The 20565-nt window shown below is 61.3% G+C and carries 18 protein-coding genes and 1 pseudogene; 8 read left to right on the plus strand and 11 right to left on the minus strand.

Translation table 11 applies throughout. From position 1 onward, the window contains the following. Window positions 1–85: 85 nt before the first annotated feature. The 4 genes from J2Y48_RS22610 to J2Y48_RS22625 all read right to left on the minus strand — a co-directional run bounded on the left by J2Y48_RS22610 (window position 86) and on the right by J2Y48_RS22625 (window position 4089). Window positions 86–925, minus strand: a complete 840-nt coding sequence (locus J2Y48_RS22610) for a phosphatase PAP2 family protein (RefSeq protein WP_310422944.1) — start codon at window positions 923–925, stop codon at window positions 86–88. Window positions 926–963: 38 nt separating this feature from the next. Further along, on the minus strand, window positions 964–2100 hold the full coding sequence (locus J2Y48_RS22615; protein ID WP_310422947.1) for a VTT domain-containing protein: 1137 nt from the start codon (window positions 2098–2100) through the stop codon (window positions 964–966). 283 nt (window positions 2101–2383) lie between these two features. Further along, entirely contained in the window at window positions 2384–2854 is a 471-nt protein-coding gene (locus J2Y48_RS22620; RefSeq protein WP_405030289.1) for a MucR family transcriptional regulator, read from the minus strand. 275 nt (window positions 2855–3129) lie between these two features. Next, window positions 3130–4089: a helix-turn-helix domain-containing protein gene (locus J2Y48_RS22625; RefSeq protein ID WP_310423157.1), complete on the minus strand. Its 960-nt coding sequence runs from the start codon at window positions 4087–4089 to the stop codon at window positions 3130–3132. A 285-nt stretch (window positions 4090–4374) separates the two neighbouring features. Here J2Y48_RS22625 and J2Y48_RS22630 point away from each other — a divergent pair, with 285 nt between their 5' ends. From J2Y48_RS22630 to J2Y48_RS22660, 7 genes are read left to right on the plus strand one after another with little or no spacing between them, the layout of a single operon-like run. Beyond that, the gene (locus J2Y48_RS22630) at window positions 4375–6123 is read left to right on the plus strand and encodes a hydantoinase B/oxoprolinase family protein (protein ID WP_310422953.1); all 1749 of its coding nucleotides are present in this window, start codon (window positions 4375–4377) and stop codon (window positions 6121–6123) included. A gap of 23 nt (window positions 6124–6146) precedes the next feature. After that, window positions 6147–8231, plus strand: a complete 2085-nt coding sequence (locus J2Y48_RS22635; RefSeq protein ID WP_310422956.1) for a hydantoinase/oxoprolinase family protein — start codon at window positions 6147–6149, stop codon at window positions 8229–8231. A 4-nt stretch (window positions 8232–8235) separates the two neighbouring features. Further along, window positions 8236–8967, plus strand: a complete 732-nt coding sequence (locus J2Y48_RS22640) for an ABC transporter ATP-binding protein (protein WP_310422958.1) — start codon at window positions 8236–8238, stop codon at window positions 8965–8967. Further along, a complete protein-coding gene (locus tag J2Y48_RS22645; protein WP_310422961.1) occupies window positions 8967–9692 on the plus strand; it encodes an ABC transporter ATP-binding protein in 726 nt (241 codons plus the stop codon). Before J2Y48_RS22640 ends, J2Y48_RS22645 begins: the two co-directional genes overlap by 1 nt. Beyond that, entirely contained in the window at window positions 9689–10597 is a 909-nt protein-coding gene (locus J2Y48_RS22650; RefSeq protein WP_310422964.1) for a branched-chain amino acid ABC transporter permease, read from the plus strand. The genes J2Y48_RS22645 and J2Y48_RS22650 overlap by 4 nt, the downstream gene beginning before the upstream one ends. A gap of 15 nt (window positions 10598–10612) precedes the next feature. Next, window positions 10613–11683 (plus strand): branched-chain amino acid ABC transporter permease, encoded by a 1071-nt coding sequence (locus tag J2Y48_RS22655; RefSeq protein ID WP_310422967.1) that lies wholly within the window; start codon window positions 10613–10615, stop codon window positions 11681–11683. Window positions 11684–11710: 27 nt separating this feature from the next. Continuing rightward, window positions 11711–12895, plus strand: a complete 1185-nt coding sequence (locus J2Y48_RS22660) for an ABC transporter substrate-binding protein (protein WP_310422970.1) — start codon at window positions 11711–11713, stop codon at window positions 12893–12895. A 193-nt stretch (window positions 12896–13088) separates the two neighbouring features. Here J2Y48_RS22660 and J2Y48_RS22665 read toward each other — a convergent pair. After that, a pseudogene (locus J2Y48_RS22665) lies at window positions 13089–13196 on the minus strand (amino acid ABC transporter); the annotation flags it as partial. A 71-nt stretch (window positions 13197–13267) separates the two neighbouring features. Here J2Y48_RS22665 and J2Y48_RS22670 point away from each other — a divergent pair. Next, entirely contained in the window at window positions 13268–13603 is a 336-nt protein-coding gene (locus J2Y48_RS22670; protein ID WP_310422973.1) for a (2Fe-2S)-binding protein, read from the plus strand. A 357-nt stretch (window positions 13604–13960) separates the two neighbouring features. Here the strand turns inward: J2Y48_RS22670 and J2Y48_RS22675 are convergent, their stop codons facing one another. From J2Y48_RS22675 to J2Y48_RS22700, 6 genes are read right to left on the minus strand one after another with little or no spacing between them, the layout of a single operon-like run. Beyond that, window positions 13961–15199, minus strand: coding sequence for an FAD-dependent oxidoreductase (locus J2Y48_RS22675; RefSeq protein WP_310423161.1), 1239 nt, complete (start codon window positions 15197–15199; stop codon window positions 13961–13963). A 58-nt stretch (window positions 15200–15257) separates the two neighbouring features. Then, window positions 15258–16766, minus strand: coding sequence for a M81 family metallopeptidase (locus J2Y48_RS22680; protein ID WP_310422976.1), 1509 nt, complete (start codon window positions 16764–16766; stop codon window positions 15258–15260). A gap of 9 nt (window positions 16767–16775) precedes the next feature. Beyond that, entirely contained in the window at window positions 16776–17804 is a 1029-nt protein-coding gene (locus tag J2Y48_RS22685; RefSeq protein ID WP_310422980.1) for an ABC transporter ATP-binding protein, read from the minus strand. Then, window positions 17801–18763, minus strand: coding sequence for an ABC transporter ATP-binding protein (locus tag J2Y48_RS22690; protein ID WP_310422983.1), 963 nt, complete (start codon window positions 18761–18763; stop codon window positions 17801–17803). The genes J2Y48_RS22685 and J2Y48_RS22690 overlap by 4 nt, the downstream gene beginning before the upstream one ends. Window position 18764: 1 nt before the next feature. After that, window positions 18765–19616: an ABC transporter permease gene (locus J2Y48_RS22695; RefSeq protein WP_310422986.1), complete on the minus strand. Its 852-nt coding sequence runs from the start codon at window positions 19614–19616 to the stop codon at window positions 18765–18767. Beyond that, window positions 19613–20542 (minus strand): ABC transporter permease, encoded by a 930-nt coding sequence (locus tag J2Y48_RS22700; protein ID WP_310422989.1) that lies wholly within the window; start codon window positions 20540–20542, stop codon window positions 19613–19615. Before J2Y48_RS22700 ends, J2Y48_RS22695 begins: the two co-directional genes overlap by 4 nt. Between the last annotated feature and the right edge of the window lie 23 nt (window positions 20543–20565).

Raw genomic sequence — 20565 nt, forward strand, 5'->3', positions numbered from 1 at the left:
CACTGCCAGTGCTGCAGTAAGATCGCGTTTCTCGGCGCTGCTGCCGCTACGACACAACGCGGGCATATCGCCTTCATTTCTCGAACTACAAACCGGAAAACAAGGAGACATGCCCGCTCCCGTCGCCTGCGGTGACTGCACGAACTTTCTCGGTCGCCTTCCTGGTATCGAGATCGTTGGCTACCAATTGTCGGATTGTTTCGTAGCCGCCAACATCTTCGGAAAAGCCCAATCCGAAAATAAAATCATGGCGCTTCTCTTCCACCGCGGAGACGAGCCAGATGGGCGAGATCGGCTTCGTGTCGAGATTCAACTCAGTTGGCCAAGCTCGAAGCACATAGCGTCCTAGATCAGGGACGCTAGTCTTCTTCAGCATGATGAGCGCAGGCAGATTGCCCCGGTTGAGAAGGGGGATCGTTGCTAGCTTCTCGATGTCGGGGTTGGGGTTGAGCCATTCCGCGAGACCAGAGGGATTCCAAACGCTACCCCGGCTCCAGCCGTTCGCCTCCAGCTGCTTGGCGAGACCGGACAGCGGACCCGCATATTGGATGATGAAGGGCTCCTCGTTTTCACCCCTGATATCAAGACGCCGTGCTGGCAGTGCTTCCCATTCCCGGTCCAGCCAGTCCTTCTTGGAAACGGTCCGAACCTCTGACCTTATCCCATAGCGGTCGATGTCAGCAGCGTGGTGGTGCCAAATGGTAAAACCGCCGCCAATGAGCAACGCCGCCCCCGCCACACCAAGCAGACCGACGGTGGTTTCCCTTGAGGATTGGTGGTTGAGGTATGCCACAATCAGGATTGTTAGCCAGACTGCCGCAAAGGCCAGACCTGCAACGACGTCCGAAAACCAATGTGCGCCGAGATAGACACGCGAGAAAGCTATCGCAATGATCAGCATCGTGGCCGGCAGTGCGACCCACATTCGTCCTGCAGCTGACAATCGGCGACACGCCAGGAAGGCTATGAACCCGTAAAGCGCAGCATTTCGGTGCTATGACCACTGGGAAAGGAGAAATTGCTCCACCCCGCATACAGATCAAGGCTTGGCCGCGCGCGATGGACTGCGACCTTGATCGCGGTGTTGAATATTGAGGCTCCGCCGACTGCGCCCAGAAAGTAGGCTGCCGTCCGCCAGGATCGTTGAGCTGCGAGGAGTACCAGGACGGCGGCCGATACCGCCAGTACGACGGTCGTGTCGCCAAGTTCGGTGACCCCGATCATGACGGCGTCGGCGGCTCTCGTCCGAAGGCCCTGCAGAAAGTCAAACACCGATTTGTCAAATACGATCAAAGGATCGCCAGTGATGACGTCTTCGGCGATCCCGAAGAACAACCACGCTGCTCCAATCAGGATCGCGATCAGCAAAGCGAGGATTGGCAGCTCACCTTCCGTCGGGCCCATCAGCCGAAGGACCAGTCTGCTGGCGAGATTGTCGGTTTGCTTGGCCCAGGCGCGAAGCATTTCGACCGCGTACATAATGAGAGGGACCGTGTGGAGAACTGCGTAACGCGTCAACCGGAGCATCAGCCAAGCGGCAGCGGCGAGGATGATCAACAGAACGATCAGGCGCGTTCCAGCTGCCCCTTGAGAGGCCGCGAAAGCGCCTGCGAACACACCAGGCAAGATATGTGCTGGTGCCCAGACAAGCGCTGACAGGATGTTGACGGCGTAGAACCGACCAGCTGACATCTGAGTGATGCCAGCGACCAGAGGGACGAAAGCCCGTACGCCCGGGGTGAAGCGAGCAAGGAAGACGCTCTTGCCGCCATGACGGTGAAAGAATGCTTCGCTCTTTTCAATGAGCGCCGGAAATCTGTTGAACGGCCAACGATCCGCAATTTCACGATGATATCGGTGACCGAGCCAGAATGCGAAACCGTCACCGATGATTGCCCCAGCCGTCGCGGACGCCAGCAAGGGATAAAGTTTCAAAACCCCGGATGGCACCAGGACTGAGAGGCCAACAATGATCGCTGTGCCGGGAATGGCCGCTCCAAGCACCGGCAAGGACTCCGAAAGAGCCAGAACCAGCACAATTCCATACGACACGTATGGATATGCACTGACCAGTGCAGTTATCGCTTCTATACCCTTCATGCGACAGCCCAGGAACCGAGGTTTCCGGTGATGAAGTGGTCGCTGCCAGCCTTTGGCCGGTAGAAGGCCTCGACCAGCATCGCGTCGAACACACCCGGAGGAGCGACATATTCCGGATCAGCTATCTTTCCGGTTCGATACGCGGCGGACGTTCAGAGGCGTTGGATGGTAGCCACGGGAAAACCCACCTTGGCTTGCCTCTCATGTCCCTGCGTCGAACTAAGCTGCGAAGCTATCAAAGGGGCATGCGACTGACAACGACGCTGCTCCTGGCTCCGTCGCTTTACTTTTTTGCGTTCGCTGCGCTCTTGGTATTCTGCGCGCGTCGCTGGCCAAGGCCCATCTGCTTCGCCAAGGATGAGCGAGCTTCCGCATAATTTGGAGCGACCATGGGGTAGTCCGGAGAGAGCTTCCACTTTGTGCGATAATCCTCAGGCGCGAGCCCGTGATGAGTGTGGAGGTGCCGCTTCAGCGATTTGAAGGCCTTACCACACTCGAGGCAGACAACGGCGTCCGGGGAAACCGACTTTTTGATAGACACCGCGGGCTTTTGAACTTCCTCCACGACGACGGTCGTTGGGGACTCAGGAGAGGCTTTGCCCAAGTCACTCAGGGCCGCATGAACATCAGATATCAAAGAGGCAATAGCGGATTGCGGGGTAACATTCTTCGCGACGTATGCGGAAACTACGTCTGCGGTGAGTTGCGCCAGTTCGTTCTTGCGTGGGTCGTTGGACAAATCTGCCTCCGTCAATCGAGCGGATGCGATTAACGCGTCTTGGCCAGTTTATACAAGCCCTCATCTGTCAGTGTACAGAAAAGCATCATGAAACCTGAGAGGATGAGCGGTTCGATGAGAAAAAGGTTGGTATGGTGGCGAATGCATTATAGCGGCCAAGGTGGGACGACGTCGATACCGGCTCGCGAACGTAGAAACCCGCTTCTCATCGCATACGGCGTGCTGCACCCCGCCCCAGCCGGTACTCAGTGAAAGTTTCTCGACGTCACCTTGTGTCGACGCAGTTCGACTCATCTGCCACGCGGATGAAGCTTTGCCACTCCTGCGCGAAATCCCGAGGGTGTCCTTCCGTACGTCGCCTTAAACAATCGCGAAAACTGCGCATGGTCCGAAAAACCGAACCGATAAGCTACATCGGCGATCGCCCCCGAGTTCGGCATGAGCAGCAAATCCCGCGCGGCGGCGAGGCGCATTTCGCGGATAAATTGGGAGACCGGACGGTTCGCATCCGAAAACAGCTCATGAAGATACCGTTTGGATATACCGCAGGCGTTAGCTACCATTTCGGGTGACAGGGCGGGATTCGAGAGATTGCGCTCGATGACTTCCTCGGCACGGCGTAAGTGCGCAGCGCGAACCGATGACTTGTGGTCGTCGCCAGCGGCCGATTGCCCGTCAATTGCAAGCGCCAGCAGTTCGATCAGGTGGCGCCCGAGAACTTGCGTGGCCTTCTGGTCCGCGATGTAGTCTGCTTGCAGCAGTCGCGCCATGTTGCTCAGCAGGCCGCCCACGCCATTGAAACCGTCAAAAGCCCGCGCGCAATACTGATCGGGATTGCGGAGCTTTTCCGCCAGCATCGGCTTGGCCACTTTCAGAACGCACAGATCGTTTGCGGCCGCATAGGAGAACCGATAGGGCTCGTCGCCCCGCTCGATGATGAATCCACCGGGGTCGCATCGCACGTCGCGCCCTAGCTGGTGGAATTCGACGGGGCTGATGCGCGGAATAGTGATCAGGTACTCCTCGCCGCTGGCATCGGCGATGTGCCGTCGCCGGCGCTCGTACTGCATCGGTTCCGTTTGTAGTCGCGACAGCGAAACGTCGCCGAACGATCGTTTCTCCAAGCGTCCCTGAAACGAAGCCGCGTCGCGGAATGTCAGTTGCAGCGGAAAATAAGTCTCAGCGATTACGGCCGACCAATGGTTGGCACGTTCGCGCGGCGGCAGATGCTCCGTCCTGTGCTCACTCACCTGCAAGACAATACCCTCCCAAGTATTGTTTGTCCTTTTTTGGGTAATGGCTGAGTTTCCCCGATGCAAGGGAATTCAACGCCGCCGGTTGGATGGTGCGCTCTGCGACAAACGATTGTGCGTCCTGATGCAAGACCCAGGCAAGTCGCGGTGACAGCCTGATGGCCAGAAATCAAGAAGCCGGAAAATCGGCACGCAAAGGGGGGATAAACCATCGTCTGTCCAAAGGGCGGACCCTTGACGCGTGCGTGGCATTCGCCGGCTGGTCACGGGAGGAAAAGGACGATGACAACCCGGAAGGTCGACCCCATCACTTTGTCCGTGGTGCGGGGCGTGCTGGAAACGACCCAGCGCGAGATGACGCTCACACTGGAGCAGACGGCGCGCTCGTCGGTGTTCAACCTGGCGCACGACTATTCGACGGCGCTGTTCAATCACACGCCGGAAATGATCCTGCAGGGGCAGGATATCCCGATCCACCTCGGGTCGCTGATCCCGGCGATGAAGTCGGTTGCGAAGTTCTTCGACGGTGACATCCACGAAGGCGACCTGATCCTCCACAACGACCCGGCCTATGGCGGCTCCCATATCATCGACACCTGTATGTACTACCCGGTGTTCTACGAGGGCGAGCTGGTGTTCTGGACGGTCTGCAAGGGCCATCTGACCGATATCGGTGGGCCGGTGCCTGCTGGCTACAACCCGGCTGCGACTGAGATCTTTGCCGAGGGCCTGCGCATTCCGCCCATCAAGCTGTGGGACAAGGGCAAGCCGCAGCATGACGTGATGAATCTGCTTCTGACGAACATGCGCGCACGGCGTGATCAAGAGGGCGACTTCAATGCGTTGATCGGCGCGTGCCAGGTGGGCGCCCGCGCGCTGATGGGCCTGATGGACAAGTACGGCAAGGAGACGGTGCAGGAGTGTATCGCCGAGTTGCTCTCAATGGCCGAAGCGCACATGCGCAAGCTAATCTCCGGAGTGCCGGACGGCACCTATTCGGGTACAGCGATCCTGGAGGACGCCGGTCACGGCTTCGGCGATTTCGAGATCACTGCGACCGTGACGATCACCGGCGACAGCTGCCACATCGCTGTCTCCTCGCCGCCGCAGGTGCCCTATTTCATCAACAGCTACGAGGGCAACAGCCACTCCGGGGTCTATCTCGGCCTGATGATGTTCGCCCAGCTGCCGCCGCCCTACAACGAGGGGCTCTACCGCTGCGTGACGACCGACATGGGGCCGAAGGGCACGCTCTGCAACGCCAAGTCGCCGGCACCGCACATGAACTGCACCACCACGCCGATGGAAACGCTGACCGACGCCGTGCGTCTCGCTTTCGAACAGGCCGCCCCGGACAAGGTGTCAGCCAGTTGGGGCCACGCCAACGGCTGCAACATTGCCGGCTGGGACAAACGCCACGACGAGGAATACGTCACCATGGTGCTTGCCTCGATCATCTCGGGCGCCGGAGCAACCGCGAGCCAGGACGGCTGGCATGCCTGCGGACCGGAATGCTGCTTCGGCGCGTTGACGTCCGGCGACATCGAGATGCTGGAGCACAGCTATCCGATCATCATCCATCGCTATTCGCTGATGGAAGATTCCGGCGGCGCCGGTAAGCATCGCGGCGGTTCAGGGACCTGCTGGGAGGTCGAGCCGCTCGACACGCCGATGACGCTTGTCACCTTCGGCGAGGGTCGCCGCATCCCGGCGATGGGTGCGGCCGGCGCGAAATCCGCAATGATCGCCCCGAAGGTCGGGCGGCTTGAGATTACCCGCAACGGCGCGACGCAGGTCATCACCGAGAACGTGATCGAGACCATCCAGCCCGGCGAGCGCGCCGCCAACCGCAACCCGGGGGGCGGCGGTTTCGGCAACCCGTTCGAGCGCGATGTCCAAAAGGTCGTCGATGACGTGCGTAACGGGCTCGTCAGTATCGAGGGTGCCAGGCTCGATTACGGCGTCGTGATCGCCGACGCTGAAACGCTCGACGTCGATCAAGCTGCAACAGCCGCGTTTCGCGCTGCCTGACACAATTCAAAGGATCAAGACCCATGCAGAACCAGTATCGCCTTGGCATCGATGCCGGCGGCACCTTCACCGATTTCATTCTGGCTGACCGCAAAGGCGACGTGCGCATCTTCAAGGCGCTCTCCACGCCGCAGGATCCGACGATGGCGATCCGCAACGGATTGAAGGTAATCGAAGAAGAGACCGGCATATCGCCTCGTGAAATCGTCTCGAACGCCGACCTTTGCATCAACGGCACGACCGTCGGCCTCAACGCGCTGATCACCCACACCGGTGCGAAAACCGGCCTAATCGCCACCACAGGGCATGAGGACTCCATCGAGATCCGCCTCGGCCACAAGGAAGACGGTTATCGCTACGATCCGGAGTACCCGCCTGCCACCATGCTCGTGCCACGTTATCTGCGCCGCGGCGTTCGCGAGCGTGTCATCTCAACTGGCGCCGTGCACACGCCGCTGAACGAGGAGGACGTACGCGAGGCCTGCCGCCATTTCCTGCGCGAAGGAGTCGATTCCGTGGCAATTTCCTTCGTCTGGTCTGTGCTCCACCCCGAGCATGAAATCCGCGCCGCCAGGATCGTGCGCGAGATGATGCCGGATGTCCGTCTGACCGTCGGCAGCCAGCTCTATCCGCAGGTGCGGGAGTACACCCGCACCTCGACAGCGATCGTCAACGCCTATCTCGCCCCAATCTTGCAACGCTACGTCAACGCGGTGGACCGCTATTTCCGGGAACTCGGCGCCCGTAATCCGGTACGCTACTTCCAGTCGAACGGCGGCCTTGCGCTTGGCACAGTCGTCTCCGACCAGTCTGTTTACGCAATCAATTCCGGGCCTGCATCGGCGCCGCAGGCCGCCCTCTATATCGGCGACCCGTGGGGCGAGAAGAACATCATCACCGTCGACATGGGCGGCACGTCATTCGACATCACGCTGACCCGTGACGGCCTTGCCAACGTTTCGAAGAACATCGACTTCCTGCGCTACCGCATCGGTATGCCGATGATCCAGGTGGAGACGCTTGGCGCCGGCGGCGGCTCGATCGGTTGGATCGACAGCATGGGCTTGCTGCAGATGGGACCGCAGTCTGCCGGATCCGAACCGGGCCCTGCCTGCTACGATCAGGGCGGCCAGCAACCGACGACGACCGACGCCAACCTGGTGCTCGGCTATCTCAATCCCGATGGCCTCGTCGGAGGGCGTCTGCCGCTCAACATCGTAAAGGCTCGCGAGGCGATCAAGACGCATCTCGCCGAACCGCTCGGCCTCACCGTCGAGCAAGCCGCCTTTGGCATGTTCACCATCGTCAACAACAACATGGTCAACGCCATTCGCCGCGTGTCCGTCGAGCGCGGTTATGATCCGCGCGATTTCGTGCTGAACTGCGCCGGCGGCGCGACCGGCGCGCATATCACAGCCCTCGCCCGTGAGATGGGCATCCGCAAGGTGCTCATCTCCAAGCTCGCCTCGGGCCTTTGCGCCTTCGGTCAGATCATTTCTGACGTGAAGTACAATTACATGGCCCCGGTCGCCGCCCGCCTCGAAGGCGCGGAGACCGCCCAGCGGCTCGACAGGGTGTTCAATGAACTGGAAGCCCGCGGCATCAAGGACCTGAAGGAAGACAGCTTCACGGAGGATCGCATCAGCATCCGCCGTTCGCTCGACATGCGCTATGTCGGACAGGTGCACGAATGCACCGTCTATGTCGATCCGTTCGATATCGACGAGGCGGCGCTCGAGCGGCTCAAGGCGGCGTTCCACACCCGCCACGAGGAGCTTTACACCTACTGCGAACCGCAGAGCGCAGTCGAGGTGGTCAACGTCGAAAGCGCCATCTCGGGGCGTGTGGACCGGCCAAACCGCATGACCATCGCAGCGGGAAACGGGACACACTCCGCTCTCAAGGGCACGCGCGAAATGATCTTTCTCGCCTCCGGGATCGCTCACGAAACGCCGGTCTATGAGGGGGCGATGCTGGGCGCGGGCGATGAGATCACGGGTCCCGCCGTGATTCAGGAAGTGACCACGACGCTGGTGATCGAGCCGGGCTGGGTTGCCCGACTGGACGCTTCCGGCACCTATGTCGTCACCTTGACGGACGAGGCCTGAGCCGATGGCGGGACTGGCGCTGGAAACGGTGGGGGTCGCCTTTGGCGGCTTCCAGGCCCTCAGTAGGGTTAGTCTTTCACTGGAGCCGGGGCAGGTGCTGGGGCTGATCGGCCCCAACGGCGCGGGCAAGACCACCTGCGTCAACGTCCTGACCGGATTTCAGCGTCCGAGCACGGGGCGGGTGGTGCTGTCCGGGCGCGATGTGTCCGGGCTCAGCGCCCATGCGCTTCGTCGCCTCGGCGTGGCCCGCACCTTTCAGGCCGGACGCCTGTTCACCGGGCTCGACGTTCTGGACAACCTGGCGGTGACCGGGGTCGGCCTCGGCCACTCCCGCCATGCCGCCGAAGAAGAGGCTGTGCGCCTCCTGCAATGGATGGGACTTGAGCCGCTCCAAAGCCGCTCCGCCGCCGGTCTGCCCTATACCGACGAGCGACGAGTTGCGATTGCCCGTGCGCTGATGTTTTGCCCCGATTTCCTCTTGCTCGACGAGCCAGCGGCTGGGATGTCGGAACCGGAAGCGACCGATCTCGCCCGTCTCATTCGCCGTATCGCGACCGAACTCGGCGTCGGCGTGCTGCTGATCGAGCACAATGTCGGGCTGGTGCTGTCGGTCTGTGCCCATGTCGTGGTTCTAGATGGCGGCCGGGTCATCGAAACGGGCGACCGTTCCCAAGTTCTAGCAAGTGCGGCCGTGCGCGAGGCTTATCTCGGAGCTGAACATAAGGAGGCGGCGTGATGTCAAAGCTCGGCGTGTTCGATCTGTCCGTCCGTTACGGCAAGCTGGTGGCCCTGAACGAGCTGTCGTTCCAGGTGGCCGAAGGAGAGCGTGTGTTCATATCCGGTCCGAACGGCGCTGGAAAATCCTCCCTGCTCGGCGCGATCTCAGGCGCAGTCCGGGCGGCGCACGGCCGGATCGAGATGGATGGCGACATCCTTTCCGGCCGTGCGCCGGAGGCGATCGCCAGGCGCGGACTGTCGATGGTTCCCGAGGGGCGACGCATCTTCCGAGCGCTGACCGTGCAGGAAAATCTGATGGTCGGTACTGGACTCAGGCGCGACCGAAACGCCGTGCCGAACGATCTTGCAGCGATCTATGACGCCTTTCCGATCCTCAGCGAACGGCGCCATGCCAATGCCGGCGCGCTTTCAGGCGGCCAGCAACAGATGCTGGCGATCGGCCGTGCGCTAATGACCAATCCGAAGCTGATGCTGGTGGACGAGCCATCGCTCGGGCTGGCGCCGAAGGTGGTCGATGAGGTCTACGAGCGCCTTGCCCAGCTCCAGGCGCAGCGCGGGTTGACGCTGGTGATCGTTGAGCAGAGCTCTACCCGTGCCGCGCGTGTTGGCGGCCGGATGATCCTGATGCGTGGCGGCCGCATCGTCGCCGATGGCGACGCAGGGGCCTTCGCCGCCGAGGATCTGCTGACGGAAGCCTATTTCGGCCAGGAGAGCGCCGCATGAGCCTGCAACTCATTTTCGACGCGCTGGCGCTTGGCGGCATCTACGCCGTCGCCGCCCTTGGTATCGCCATGATCTTCGGAGTGATGAAGCTCGTCAACTTCGCCCATGGCCAATTCATCGCCTTTGCCGTCTTCGCGCTGATCGTGCCCTCGACCGATGCTACGGCGGTGATGGGGCTGGGCCGTGCGCCGGCTCTGGTGCTTGTGCCGGCGATCCTCCTGGTAGGGGCGTCGCTGGCAGTCACCTCTGAGTTCGTCGTCTTCCGGCCCTTGCGCAATGCGAACCCCGTCGCCTTGATGGTCGCCAGCTTCGCGCTTGGCGTAGTGATCCAGAGCGGCCTCATGGCTGCCTATGGCGGGCGTCCGAAATCGGTCAGCCTGTGGCCGGAACTCGGCAGTCCGGTCAGCGTGCTCGGCGCGCAGGTTCCGCTGCTGCAAATCATTGTCATCGGCGCGGTGCTGATCGTGCTCGCCGCGCTCGCCTTGCTGCTGAAGAAAAGCCGCATCGGGCTGGAAATGCGCGCCGCTGCCGAGGATTTCGGCATGGCACGATTGCTCGGTGTACCGGCGAACGCTGTGATCGCCTGTGCGTTTGCGGTATCCGGCGCGCTCGCCGCGGCGGTGGCGCTGGTGCTGGTGGCACAGACGGGCGTAGCCGACGTGCGCATGGGCGGACAGATCATGCTCGTCGCCTTCATCGCAACCGTTGTGGGTGGCATGGGCAGCCTGCCGGGCGCCGTTGCGGCAGGCTTTGCGATTGGCGCAGCCTCGGTGCTGCTGCAGGCTGCGCTGCCGTTCGAAGCCAGACCGTTCCGCGATGCCTTCCTGTTCGGCCTCGTCATCCTTGTCCTGCTCGTCCGGCCGCAGGGGCTGTTCGCCTCTGCCGCCGCCAAACCGAGGGTCTGAACCATGAGCGCAACCATGACTGATCATCGCGCTCGCCGGATCGCAGCCCGCACCACTCCGGTATTGCTTTGTCTGCTGCTGCTCTTTTTCGTTCTTGTCGCGACCGGACTGAGCGACCGCGCCACGGGCCGTATGGCGGCGGAAACCCTGATTCGAGTGACGCTAGTGGTGGGCTTCTGGATCTTCGCCGGAAACTCCGGCGTCATCAGCTTCGGCCATGCGGCCTTTGCCTGTGTCGGCGCCTATGTGTCCGCCTGGCTGACGTTGAACCCGCAGATGAAGTCGCTGCTTCTGACCGGACTGCCGGACTGGCTGGCACAGGCTGATTGGCCGGTGCTGCTGGCGGCGCTGGCTGCGGGTGTGGTTGCAGCTCTGCTGGCCTGCGTCACGGGGGCAGCCATCCTGCGGCTGTCAGGCATCGCCGCGTCGATTGCGACCTTCGCCTTCCTGGCAATGATCAATACCATCTGGGCCAATTGGACGCCGGTGACCGGTGGTACGTCCTCCGTCGTCGGCCTTGCCCGTTACACGAACTCATGGGTGGCGCTCGGTTGGGCCTGCGGGGCGATTCTTGCTGCGGCCGTTTACGGCGCTTCGGCGTCGGGCCTTGCGCTCCGGGCAACCCGCGATGACGAGGTCGCGGCATCGGCAAGTGGCATCGATCGCTATCGGCATCGGTTGCTGGCGTTTACGATTTCAGCCTTCTTCTGCGGCATCGGCGGGGCTCTGCTCGGTCATTTCATCGGTGTTCTCAACCCCGACACCTTCTATTTGAGTCTGACGTTTCTGATGCTGGCGATGCTGGTGGTCGGCGGCATCGGCAGCCTGTCGGGCGCGGTCGTCGGTGTACTGGTCGTGTCGCTGGCCGTCGAGGCGCTGGTGCGGCTGGAAAAGGGCTTCACGATCGGCAGCGCCCAGTTCTCGCTTCCCGCGGGCTCGCAGGAAATCCTGATTGGCATTGCCATGATTGTCGTTCTGGTCTTTCGGCCGGCAGGCCTGATGGCGGGGCGCGAACTTGCGCTGCCGGCTCGGTGGATTCGGAGGGTGGCGAAGGGAGGCGCATCGCTGCGACCCGATAAATACTGAAATCAACATGTCCTGGAGGAGACAGTAATGATAGAGGGAACAATACTGAAGACGATTGCCACGCTGGCCAGTGTTCTGGCGGCATCCTCGGCGTTCGCAGAAGACATCCACGTGGGCTTTGCCGTTGCAAAATCCGGCTGGATGGAAGCCTACGACACGCCGGCGGCCACCGCTGCAAAGATCCGCATCGATGAGATCAACGCGGCCGGCGGCCTGCTCGGCAAGCAGATCAAGTGGACCGAGGCCGATACCCGCACCGACCGCGCGGAAGCGTCCAAGGCCGGTCTGCAGTTGCTGGACGAGGGCGCCCAGATGATGGTCGTCTCGTGCGACTACGATTTCGGAGCGCCGTCGGCTCTCGTTGCCGAGGGCGAAGGCATGAACTCCTTTTTCCTGTGTGCCGAGGATGTGAAGGCCGGCATTCAGGGCGTCGGTCCCAACAGCTTCTCGTCCTCCGTACTTGCTCCGGTGCAGGGCGCGACGATGGCGGAATGGGCCTACAATAAGCGCGAGGCCCGCGAGGCCTATGTGCTGCTCGACACCTTCATCGAATACAACAAGGGCATCTGCACCGGCTTCGACTGGATGTTCCCGCGTCTCGACGGTGCGAAGATTGTCGGCACCGATACGTTCAAAAACGATGATGCCTCGATTGCCAGTCAGATCACTCGCATCAAGGCTCTTCCCGAAGAGCCCGACATCATCATGCTGTGTTCGGTGATGCCGGGTGCGGCGGCGGCCGTCCGCCAGATCCGCGCGGCAGGGATCAACTCGCTCATCCTCAACGGTTCTGCGGTAGACGGCTCCTACTGGCTCGACGCGACCCCGAATCTCTCGGGCTTCGTCGTGCCGGTGCAGGGATCGATCTATGGGGACGACCCGCGCCCCGAGGTCGAGGCCTTCAACAAGGCCTATGAGAAAGTCACCGGCGCGCGGCCAGCCAGTTCCTATGCCTATCCCGGCTATGTGCTGATCGATCTTTGGGCCAAGGCCGTCGAGCGTGCCGGAACGGCTGACGGAGCGGCGGTTACGGCGGAGCTGGAAAAGATGGCTGACGAGCCCACCGCATTCGGCCCGCGGACCTTCACCGGCGAATTGCATCATCAGAACACCGCGCTGATGCAGATTATCGAGATCACCGGCGGTAAGCCGGCGCGGGTGGACGAGTGGCGGATCAGTGAGGCTGTACCGCTAGACAAGCTTTTGAAATAGCGCCACGTACCGTGCAGATTCGCAGTGCTGTAACCAGTATCCGCGAGGTTCGACGACGCTCGCTGTGGATCCACAGCGAGCTCATCTCGAAGACTTAGTTGGCGGAAATCTGATCCTGCGTAGCGGCTGTTGCCCCGCAGCGCTTGCGGCTTGCTCACCATGGTCATCAAGCCCGGCGCGCAAAACACCACTGTCAGCGCACCGGAGATTCGTTTGCTTCAGCACCATATATGTCGAAGTCGAAATACTTCTTCGAGAATGCGTCGTAGGCGCCGTTTTCGCGGATTGCATTGATCGCGGCTGCGCGGTCGGGCCTTCATCGATCTCCTCTACCAGCCGGCTCCATCATTCCGCGCCCCTTCGGAGAGCGAGGTGATCGCCTGCCCCTGCGAGGAGGTCTCCGTCGGGGCCATCCGCGAGGCGGCCGCACAGGGCGTCGCCGGCCCGAACCAGCTGAAAACCATGCTGCGCTGCGGAATGGGGCCGTGCCAGGGCCGTATGTGTGCCGCGACCGTCACCGAACTTCTGGCCGACGAACAGCAACGCCACCCGGCGGACGTCGGCACCTATCGCCTGCGGCCGCCGGTCAAGCCGGTGCCGTTGCATGAGATCGCCGCGCTCCCGCAGACACCGGAGGCGCTCTTCGCCGTGGCTGGCGCAGGCGGATGTTGGCCTGTTCGGCGGGGCTGCCGCCAACAGATTCCCTGATCGTGACCGGGCGTTCCCGCCGCCCGCGGTGCTTGGCTCGCCCTGACCTGGAGTTGCGTTTCACTTCAAGGGCCCTTGCCGAACACCTTCCCGGAAAACAGCGCGCGCTTCGCGACTGGTGGAACGCCATCGAGTATTACTATTCGGACAGGGTGCTGGCGTTTGACCTGCACTGGCGAATGTGGCTGGTAAGATCCTGGTGCTGGGCGGAATGATATTCGACCAGCATGACGAGCGCGGGATTGATGCTCCTTTCGAACCGTCTCGGAGTCGGCCGCAAAGTTCGGTGTCCCGTGGTCACTTTGCCGACAAATGGCACCTCGCTAATATGGTCGTGTCGAGGGCTCGATTCAAAAATCAAAATCGATCTGCGCGATATGGCGAAGGATCGGCAAAAGGCATTTCTCCGGTCATCCGTTCCGCTAACAAACGACCACTTACCGGGCCAAGGGTGAATCCGTGGTGTGCGTGACCAAAGTTGAACCAAAGTCCGGAATGCCTCCCGGCCTGTCCAATCACCGGTTTCATATCCGGCAGGCACGGTCGCACACCCATCCAGGCCTCTTGCTCCACGCGCTTGCCGAGCGGAAACAGCCTCCGGGCGATCGTTTCCGCCATGTCCAGCTGAATCGGTGTTGGCGCGGAATCACGTGGGGCCAGTTCGATGCCTGTTGTCAGACGAACGCCATCGAGCATTGGCGACAGGACGAAACCTCCATATTCGCTCAGGATCGGTCGTCTTAGCGAAACCCCATCGGCTGGGGAGAAATGCATATGGTATCCGCGCTTCACGGCAAGAGGGATGCGATAGCCCAGCGGCTCGATCACATCCGTCGACCACGCCCCAAGTGCGACAACGACTTCTTTCACCCGGATGTTGCCGGCCGCCGATGGCAGGCTCCAGTGCCCGTCGGCCTGCTTCAAGCCTCGGGCATCAGCATGAACAAATTTTCCGCCCCGCCGCAGGAACAACTTGGCGTAAGCCTTGGTCACCGCGCCGGGGCTGGACACAGTGACGGGATCGCGCCAATGGATCGCCCCGAAAGTGGACGCGTTGACCGAGGGCTCCAGTTCGAGCAGCTGCTGGGTTTCCAGCACGTCATAGCTTAACCTATATTTCAGCAGGCTTTCGGCCGTCTTTATCGAATACGCCAGATCCTTGGGAGTGCGGCAGATTTCCAGCCATCCATTCTGACGGGCAAGGTGGGTGGCGTCCGCATCCTGCAGCATGCGCATGTGCTCGCTGACACAAAGCTCGATGAGCGGGAGCATGTCGCGGGTTGCTTCGGCCAGACGTCCGGGCGAAGAGTGGCGCCAATATTGGAACAGCCACGGAGCGATGCGAGGCAGATGCCGCCAGTGGTAGCGGACATCCGCCGACTGGTTCAGGGCGAAACGTAGAACCGTCAGGGCATTGCGTGGGAAAGCATATGGCACGACGCTGGCGCGCTCGATAAGCCCTGCGTTGCCGTAACTGGTCTCCTCGCCGGGGCCGCGGCGGTCGACCAGAGCGACGGACCGTCCCTTGGCCTGCAGATGCAGGGCCGTGGACACGCCGACGATGCCCGCGCCGAGAACTGCGACGTCATTATCAATGGTCAAAATCGATTCCTAACAATTAGCCGAAAAGCCGGATGCGCCGAGGCAGCGCCGTTTATGACGCGCCTGCGACGTACTCCATGGCCTTGTCCAGGGGGAAGATCGGTCGAGGCACATTGCGATAGGGGAGCTTTTCCAGTTGCAACGTACACAACGCCCCGCTGTCGCAAACGATTACTTTGTCGGCGATCGGTTCGAAAGCAGCTCGGAAATGCTGCATGGATTTGAGGGCCACGACAGATTTTTTGGTCGGGTCGATGCCGAAAGCGGCAAACTGCTGCAAGTCCAGCATCTGGGTGACATGACTGACGATCAGGATATCAATACCCTCTACACGCAGCACCGCCGTCTTGCCGAAGCTGAGCTGAAGGCCTCCGATCATTGGGCCGTTGCCGGTGAAGACGCCGTCGTCGCTGGTCAACATCAACGTTCCTGTAAGCGCCAGCGGTCCGCCTCCGAAGCGTGCGTCCGTCTTGCCGCCAGCGTTGACAGTCACCGTCTCGCCAACGGCGACAGTGCTGAGCTCCTGGGCGACATTAGGGTCCAGCAGCGGGCCAAAGCAGGCGTTCTCCACCTTCGCATCAAGAAGCGCGCGCAGCAGTTCGGTCGAATCGCCATAGCCACCTCCGCCGGGATTGTCAGCATAGTCGGCGACAACGATAGGCTTCGATGCCGAATGTGCTTTGCACACGGTCGCGGCATCCTCCACTGAATAGTAGGTATTGTAGGACTTGTGGCGTCCTGCCCACATTTCTCCAGCGATGCGATTGGCAAAGGCGAAATGTTCAGTGTCATCGCCCTGGCAGGTAACGAGCACGGTGGGGCCGACATCGGCAATATCGGCGTTGCCGAAACCGGAGTTGATGCTGACGGCGAAGACGTTAGGGCGCGTTTCATATTCCTTCGCGCGTGCCACCCAATCGATCATCGGCCCGAGGTCGGTGCGTCCGGTGCTGGTCTCGTCGAGCATGGGGAGATGGACGCGAATGGTGCGAGGCTTGATCTCGCCCTGCATGGCCTGTTGCAGGATATCTCCTGCTTGCCCGCCGCGCTCGCGCATATCGATGTGCGGATAGGTTTTGTACGACACGATGACGTTTGCGAGATCGCACATCTTCGGTGTGACATTGGCGTGAAGATCGAGCGTTATCGCAATGGGGATCTCGTCGCCCACAGCCTCGCGCAACCTGGCAAGCAGTTCGCCTTCGCCGTCTTCGCAGAATTCGGTCACCATCGCGCCGTGCAGGCCGAGCAGAATTCCCGAAAGGCTATCCTTCCGCCGTCTTGCCGCTTCCACGATCGGACCGGCAAGGCGGTCGAAAGCGTCCCGCGTCACCATTCCCGATGGCTCGGCGGTGGTGCTCAGCACGTGCTCGACGTTCCATCCGTGCGTCTTCGCGGCATCAAGGAACCCGGCTAGCTCCGTGTTGGCTTGCGAGCGCCTGGCGACCGCCTCCTCGCCGAAGTAGAGGAATTTGCCACGGAACGCGTCATAGCCCGTCAGATTCCGGTTGAACGTATTCGACTCGTGTTTGAACTCGGCTGTCAGGACCTGGAAGGACATGTCTGTTCCTTAACTGGACGTTAGCGGCAAGGGGAAATGGCAAGCGACGGGATGAGCGTGGAGCGGGATGTTTCCAACCACATTTCTGAGGCTCCCCTCGGGGCGCGGCTCGAGCTCCGGCCGCTCGATCCGGCAACGATCCTGGGCGAACGGACAGCGCGAGGCATAGGCACATCCCTGGGGCAGGTCGAAGGCACTGGGAATTTCGCCAACGGCTGGCGTTACCGTACGTCTGAGCTTCGGGTCAGGTTCGAAGGTACTGTCCAGCAGGGCCTTCGTGTAGGGATGGCGAGGCAAGGCGGAGGGCTCGGGCAACAATTCGACCACGCGGCCGAGATACATCACCACGATCTTGTCGGAGAAGTAGCGGACGAGGCTAAGATCGTGCGAGATGAAGAGATAGGTCAGGCCCAGCTCGGCCTTTAGCCGCTCCAGAAGGCCGATGATCTGCGCCTGTATCGACACGTCGAGCGAGGCCGTCGGTTCGTCCAGGACAAGAAATTCGGGCTGAAGCGCAAGCGCACGGGCGATGCATGCGCGCTGCTTCTGGCCGCCGGAAAGCTGATGCGGAAAGCTGCGGGCAAGCTCGGGCCGAAGGCCGACCATGGGCAGCAGCTCCTCGACCTTGGCCTTGGCTTCGAGCTTGGTCAGCTTGATGCCCTGCAGTCGAAACGGCTCCAGCAAGGCATCCTGCAGCCGATAGCGCGGATCGATGGCCGAATAGGGGTCCTGGAAGACCATCTGCATGCGGCGGCGCATTTGCCGCATCGTCTTTGGCGATAGCGACCGGATATCGACGCCGTCGAAAACGACGCTGCCGGAGGTCGGTTCGATCAGCCGAAGCGCCAGACGCGCAAGGGTCGACTTTCCGCAACCGGATTCGCCGACCACGCCGGTGACGCTGCCGCGCTCGATCTGAAGCGTGACATCGCTGACCGCGTTCATCGTTCGCGGCTTCCCCAGCAGCCGCTTGCCGCCGGAGAAAGTGCGGTTGAGGGCAGTGAGGGATACTAACGGAGTAGGCAGAAGCTGCGTCATTCCTGAACTCCAGCGGTGAAGTGGCAGGCGACGTAGCCGCCGTCGGCGGTTGTTCTGATCTGCGGTGTTTCGGTGCGGCAGACATCGGTTGCGATCGGGCAACGTGGATGGAACCGGCACCCGGACTTATAGGCCGCAACGCTCGGAACACTACCGGGAATGCCCTTCAGGCTACCCGGTGCCATGCCTGCCCGCGGAATGCATCGGATCAGCGCTTCGGTATATGGATGGCTCTGATGGCGGAAGATCGCGCCGGTTTCATTGCTCTCGGCAACCCGACCAGCGTAGAGCACGACAACCTGGTCGCAGGCATGCGCAATGACACCCATATCGTGAGTGATCAGCATCAGTGCCATGTCGCGCTGCCGCACAAGCTGGACCAGAAGCTCGATGATCTGCGCCTGTACTGTCACGTCCAATGCCGTGGTCGGTTCGTCGGCGATGATCAGGTCGGGATCCGCGGCAAGCGCCATCGCGATGACGATCCGTTGCTTCATGCCACCAGACAATTGATGCGGGTACAGCTTGCAAACCTCGAAAGCCTCGGGGATGCGCAATTGCGACAGAAGTTCGATACTGCGCAGGCGGGCAGCCTTGCGTGTCATTTTCAGATGCAGGCGCAGAACCTGGTCGATCTGGTCGCCGACAGACATCACAGGATCGAGCGAGGTCATCGGATTCTGGGCTATGAAGGCGATCCGACTGCCCCGCAGCTTTCGGTACGCGCGCTCCGGCAGGGTGGTCAGTTCGACGCCGTCGAACACCATCGATCCACTGCGGATGCGGCCGCGGCTGAGCGGCAGCAACCCCATCACCGTGAGCGCCGTCAGGGACTTTCCCGACCCGGACTCGCCGACGATGCCCAGGACCTGGCCTTTGTCGACCGAGAAGGTGATCCCCTCCAGCAGGGTGATATTCCCGATCGAAATCGAAAGATCGTCAACGGCGAGAAGCGACATGTCAGGCCGTCCGTACTTGCGAGCGAATGTCAAGCGCGCGGATCAGGCTGTCTCCCAGCATGTTGATCGCGATGACCGACAGCGCCACCATCAGGCCGGGAAAGACAATGATCCACGGGGCGGTGAACATCTGTGCGGTGCCATTGCTCATCATGCCGCCCCAGCTTGGGATTGGAGGTTGCGCGCCAAGGCCGAAGAAGCCCAGCGTCGCTTCCAATATGATGCCGTCGCCGGTCGCGAGCATCGCGGCAACAATGATCGGCGGCAAAGCGTTCGGCAGCAGGTGTGCGAATACGATATGAAGCGGCCGTGCCCCGAGGCTCACAGTCGCCTCGACGTAGGTCTCGTTCTTCAGGCTCAGAATCTGCGCACGGGTAAGCCGGGTGAACTGGGCAAGATAGGCGATGCCGATCGCCATCATTGTGGAGTACATGCCGGCCCCGACGATCGCCACGAAGATGAGCGCGATCAGGATTTCCGGGAAGGACCAGGTTAGATCGACGACAGCGGTGACGATCCGGTCGAAGGTACCGCCCAGATAACCGCTCATCGCGCCAAGAAACATGCCGACGCAGACCGAAACCGAGATCGCCGCGACACTGACCTTCAGCGAGGTGCGCGCGCCGTGGATGATGCGGGACAGAACATCGCGGCCGAATTCGTCCGTCCCCAGCCAATGCTCCGCAGACGGAGGCGTGTTGGCCATCGGAAGATTCTGTATCTCAAACGAATAGGGTGCGAGCCAGTCGGCGAAAATCGCGACAAAGATGACCGTCACGAGAAACAGAGTGGAAAGTGCGCCGCCAGGCGACGACACGACGCGGTAAAAGGTACTGTCTTCGCTTAGCGTCATGACTTGAATGCATCCCTTGATCGTGGATCCATCGCGGCCTGGAGCAGGTCGCCAATCAGCGTGCCGAGCATGACTGCTATGGCAAGCATCAGGAGACAGCCCTGGACGAGAGGATAATCTCTCTGGTTCAATGCCTTAATAAGGAGCGTGCCGAGGCCGGGTCTGGCAAAGACGAACTCGACGGTGACCGCGCCGCCCAAGATCCAACCGATACGAAGCGCCAAAACCGTGATGACCGGGATCAACGCGTGGCGCAGGATATGGAATATCTGAATACGCCAATTCGGCAGGCCCTTTGCGTGCAGGAGCAGGATGAAATCCTTCTGCGAAATATCGATCATGGCCACGCGGGTGACGCGGGCGATCAGCGCCGTTCCGCCGAGGCCTATGGTCAGGACGGGCAAGACGAGGGAGTTCCAGCCGCGCGCTCCCGAAACGGGAAACCAGCCCAACTGAACTGCAAAAACAAGGATCAGAAGTAGGCCAATCCAGAACCCTGGAACGGTCGATCCGAGCAGAACCAACCCCATAATGCCGCGGTCGGCCAGGCGGTCGCGATGAACGGCCGCGGTTGCCCCGGCAACGATGCCGACCACGGTGGAAAACAGCAGCGCCAGGCTACCGAGTGTCAGGCTGTGGGGAAGGTTTTGGGCGATAAGGGTGGCGACGGGGCGCCTTATCACGATCGCGTCGCCAAGATCACCGTTGAAGAGATTGGCGATCCAGACGAAGTATTGTTCGAGCAGGGGCTTATCGAGACCGTATTTTGCAACGAGCTCCGCCCTCTGCTGCGGAGTGGCGCCGATGCGTATCAGATTGTCGATCGGATCTCCTGGAACCAGATGGACAACCAGAAAGATTATCGGCGAAACGGCAAAGAACACCGGGAGAAGAAGCAATAGGCGCTTCATGGCAAATCCGAGCATACGTTTCTTCCCCCCGGCGCTCT

This window comes from Mycoplana sp. BE70 (assembly GCF_031455855.1).
GTDB lineage: Bacteria > Pseudomonadota > Alphaproteobacteria > Rhizobiales > Rhizobiaceae > Mycoplana.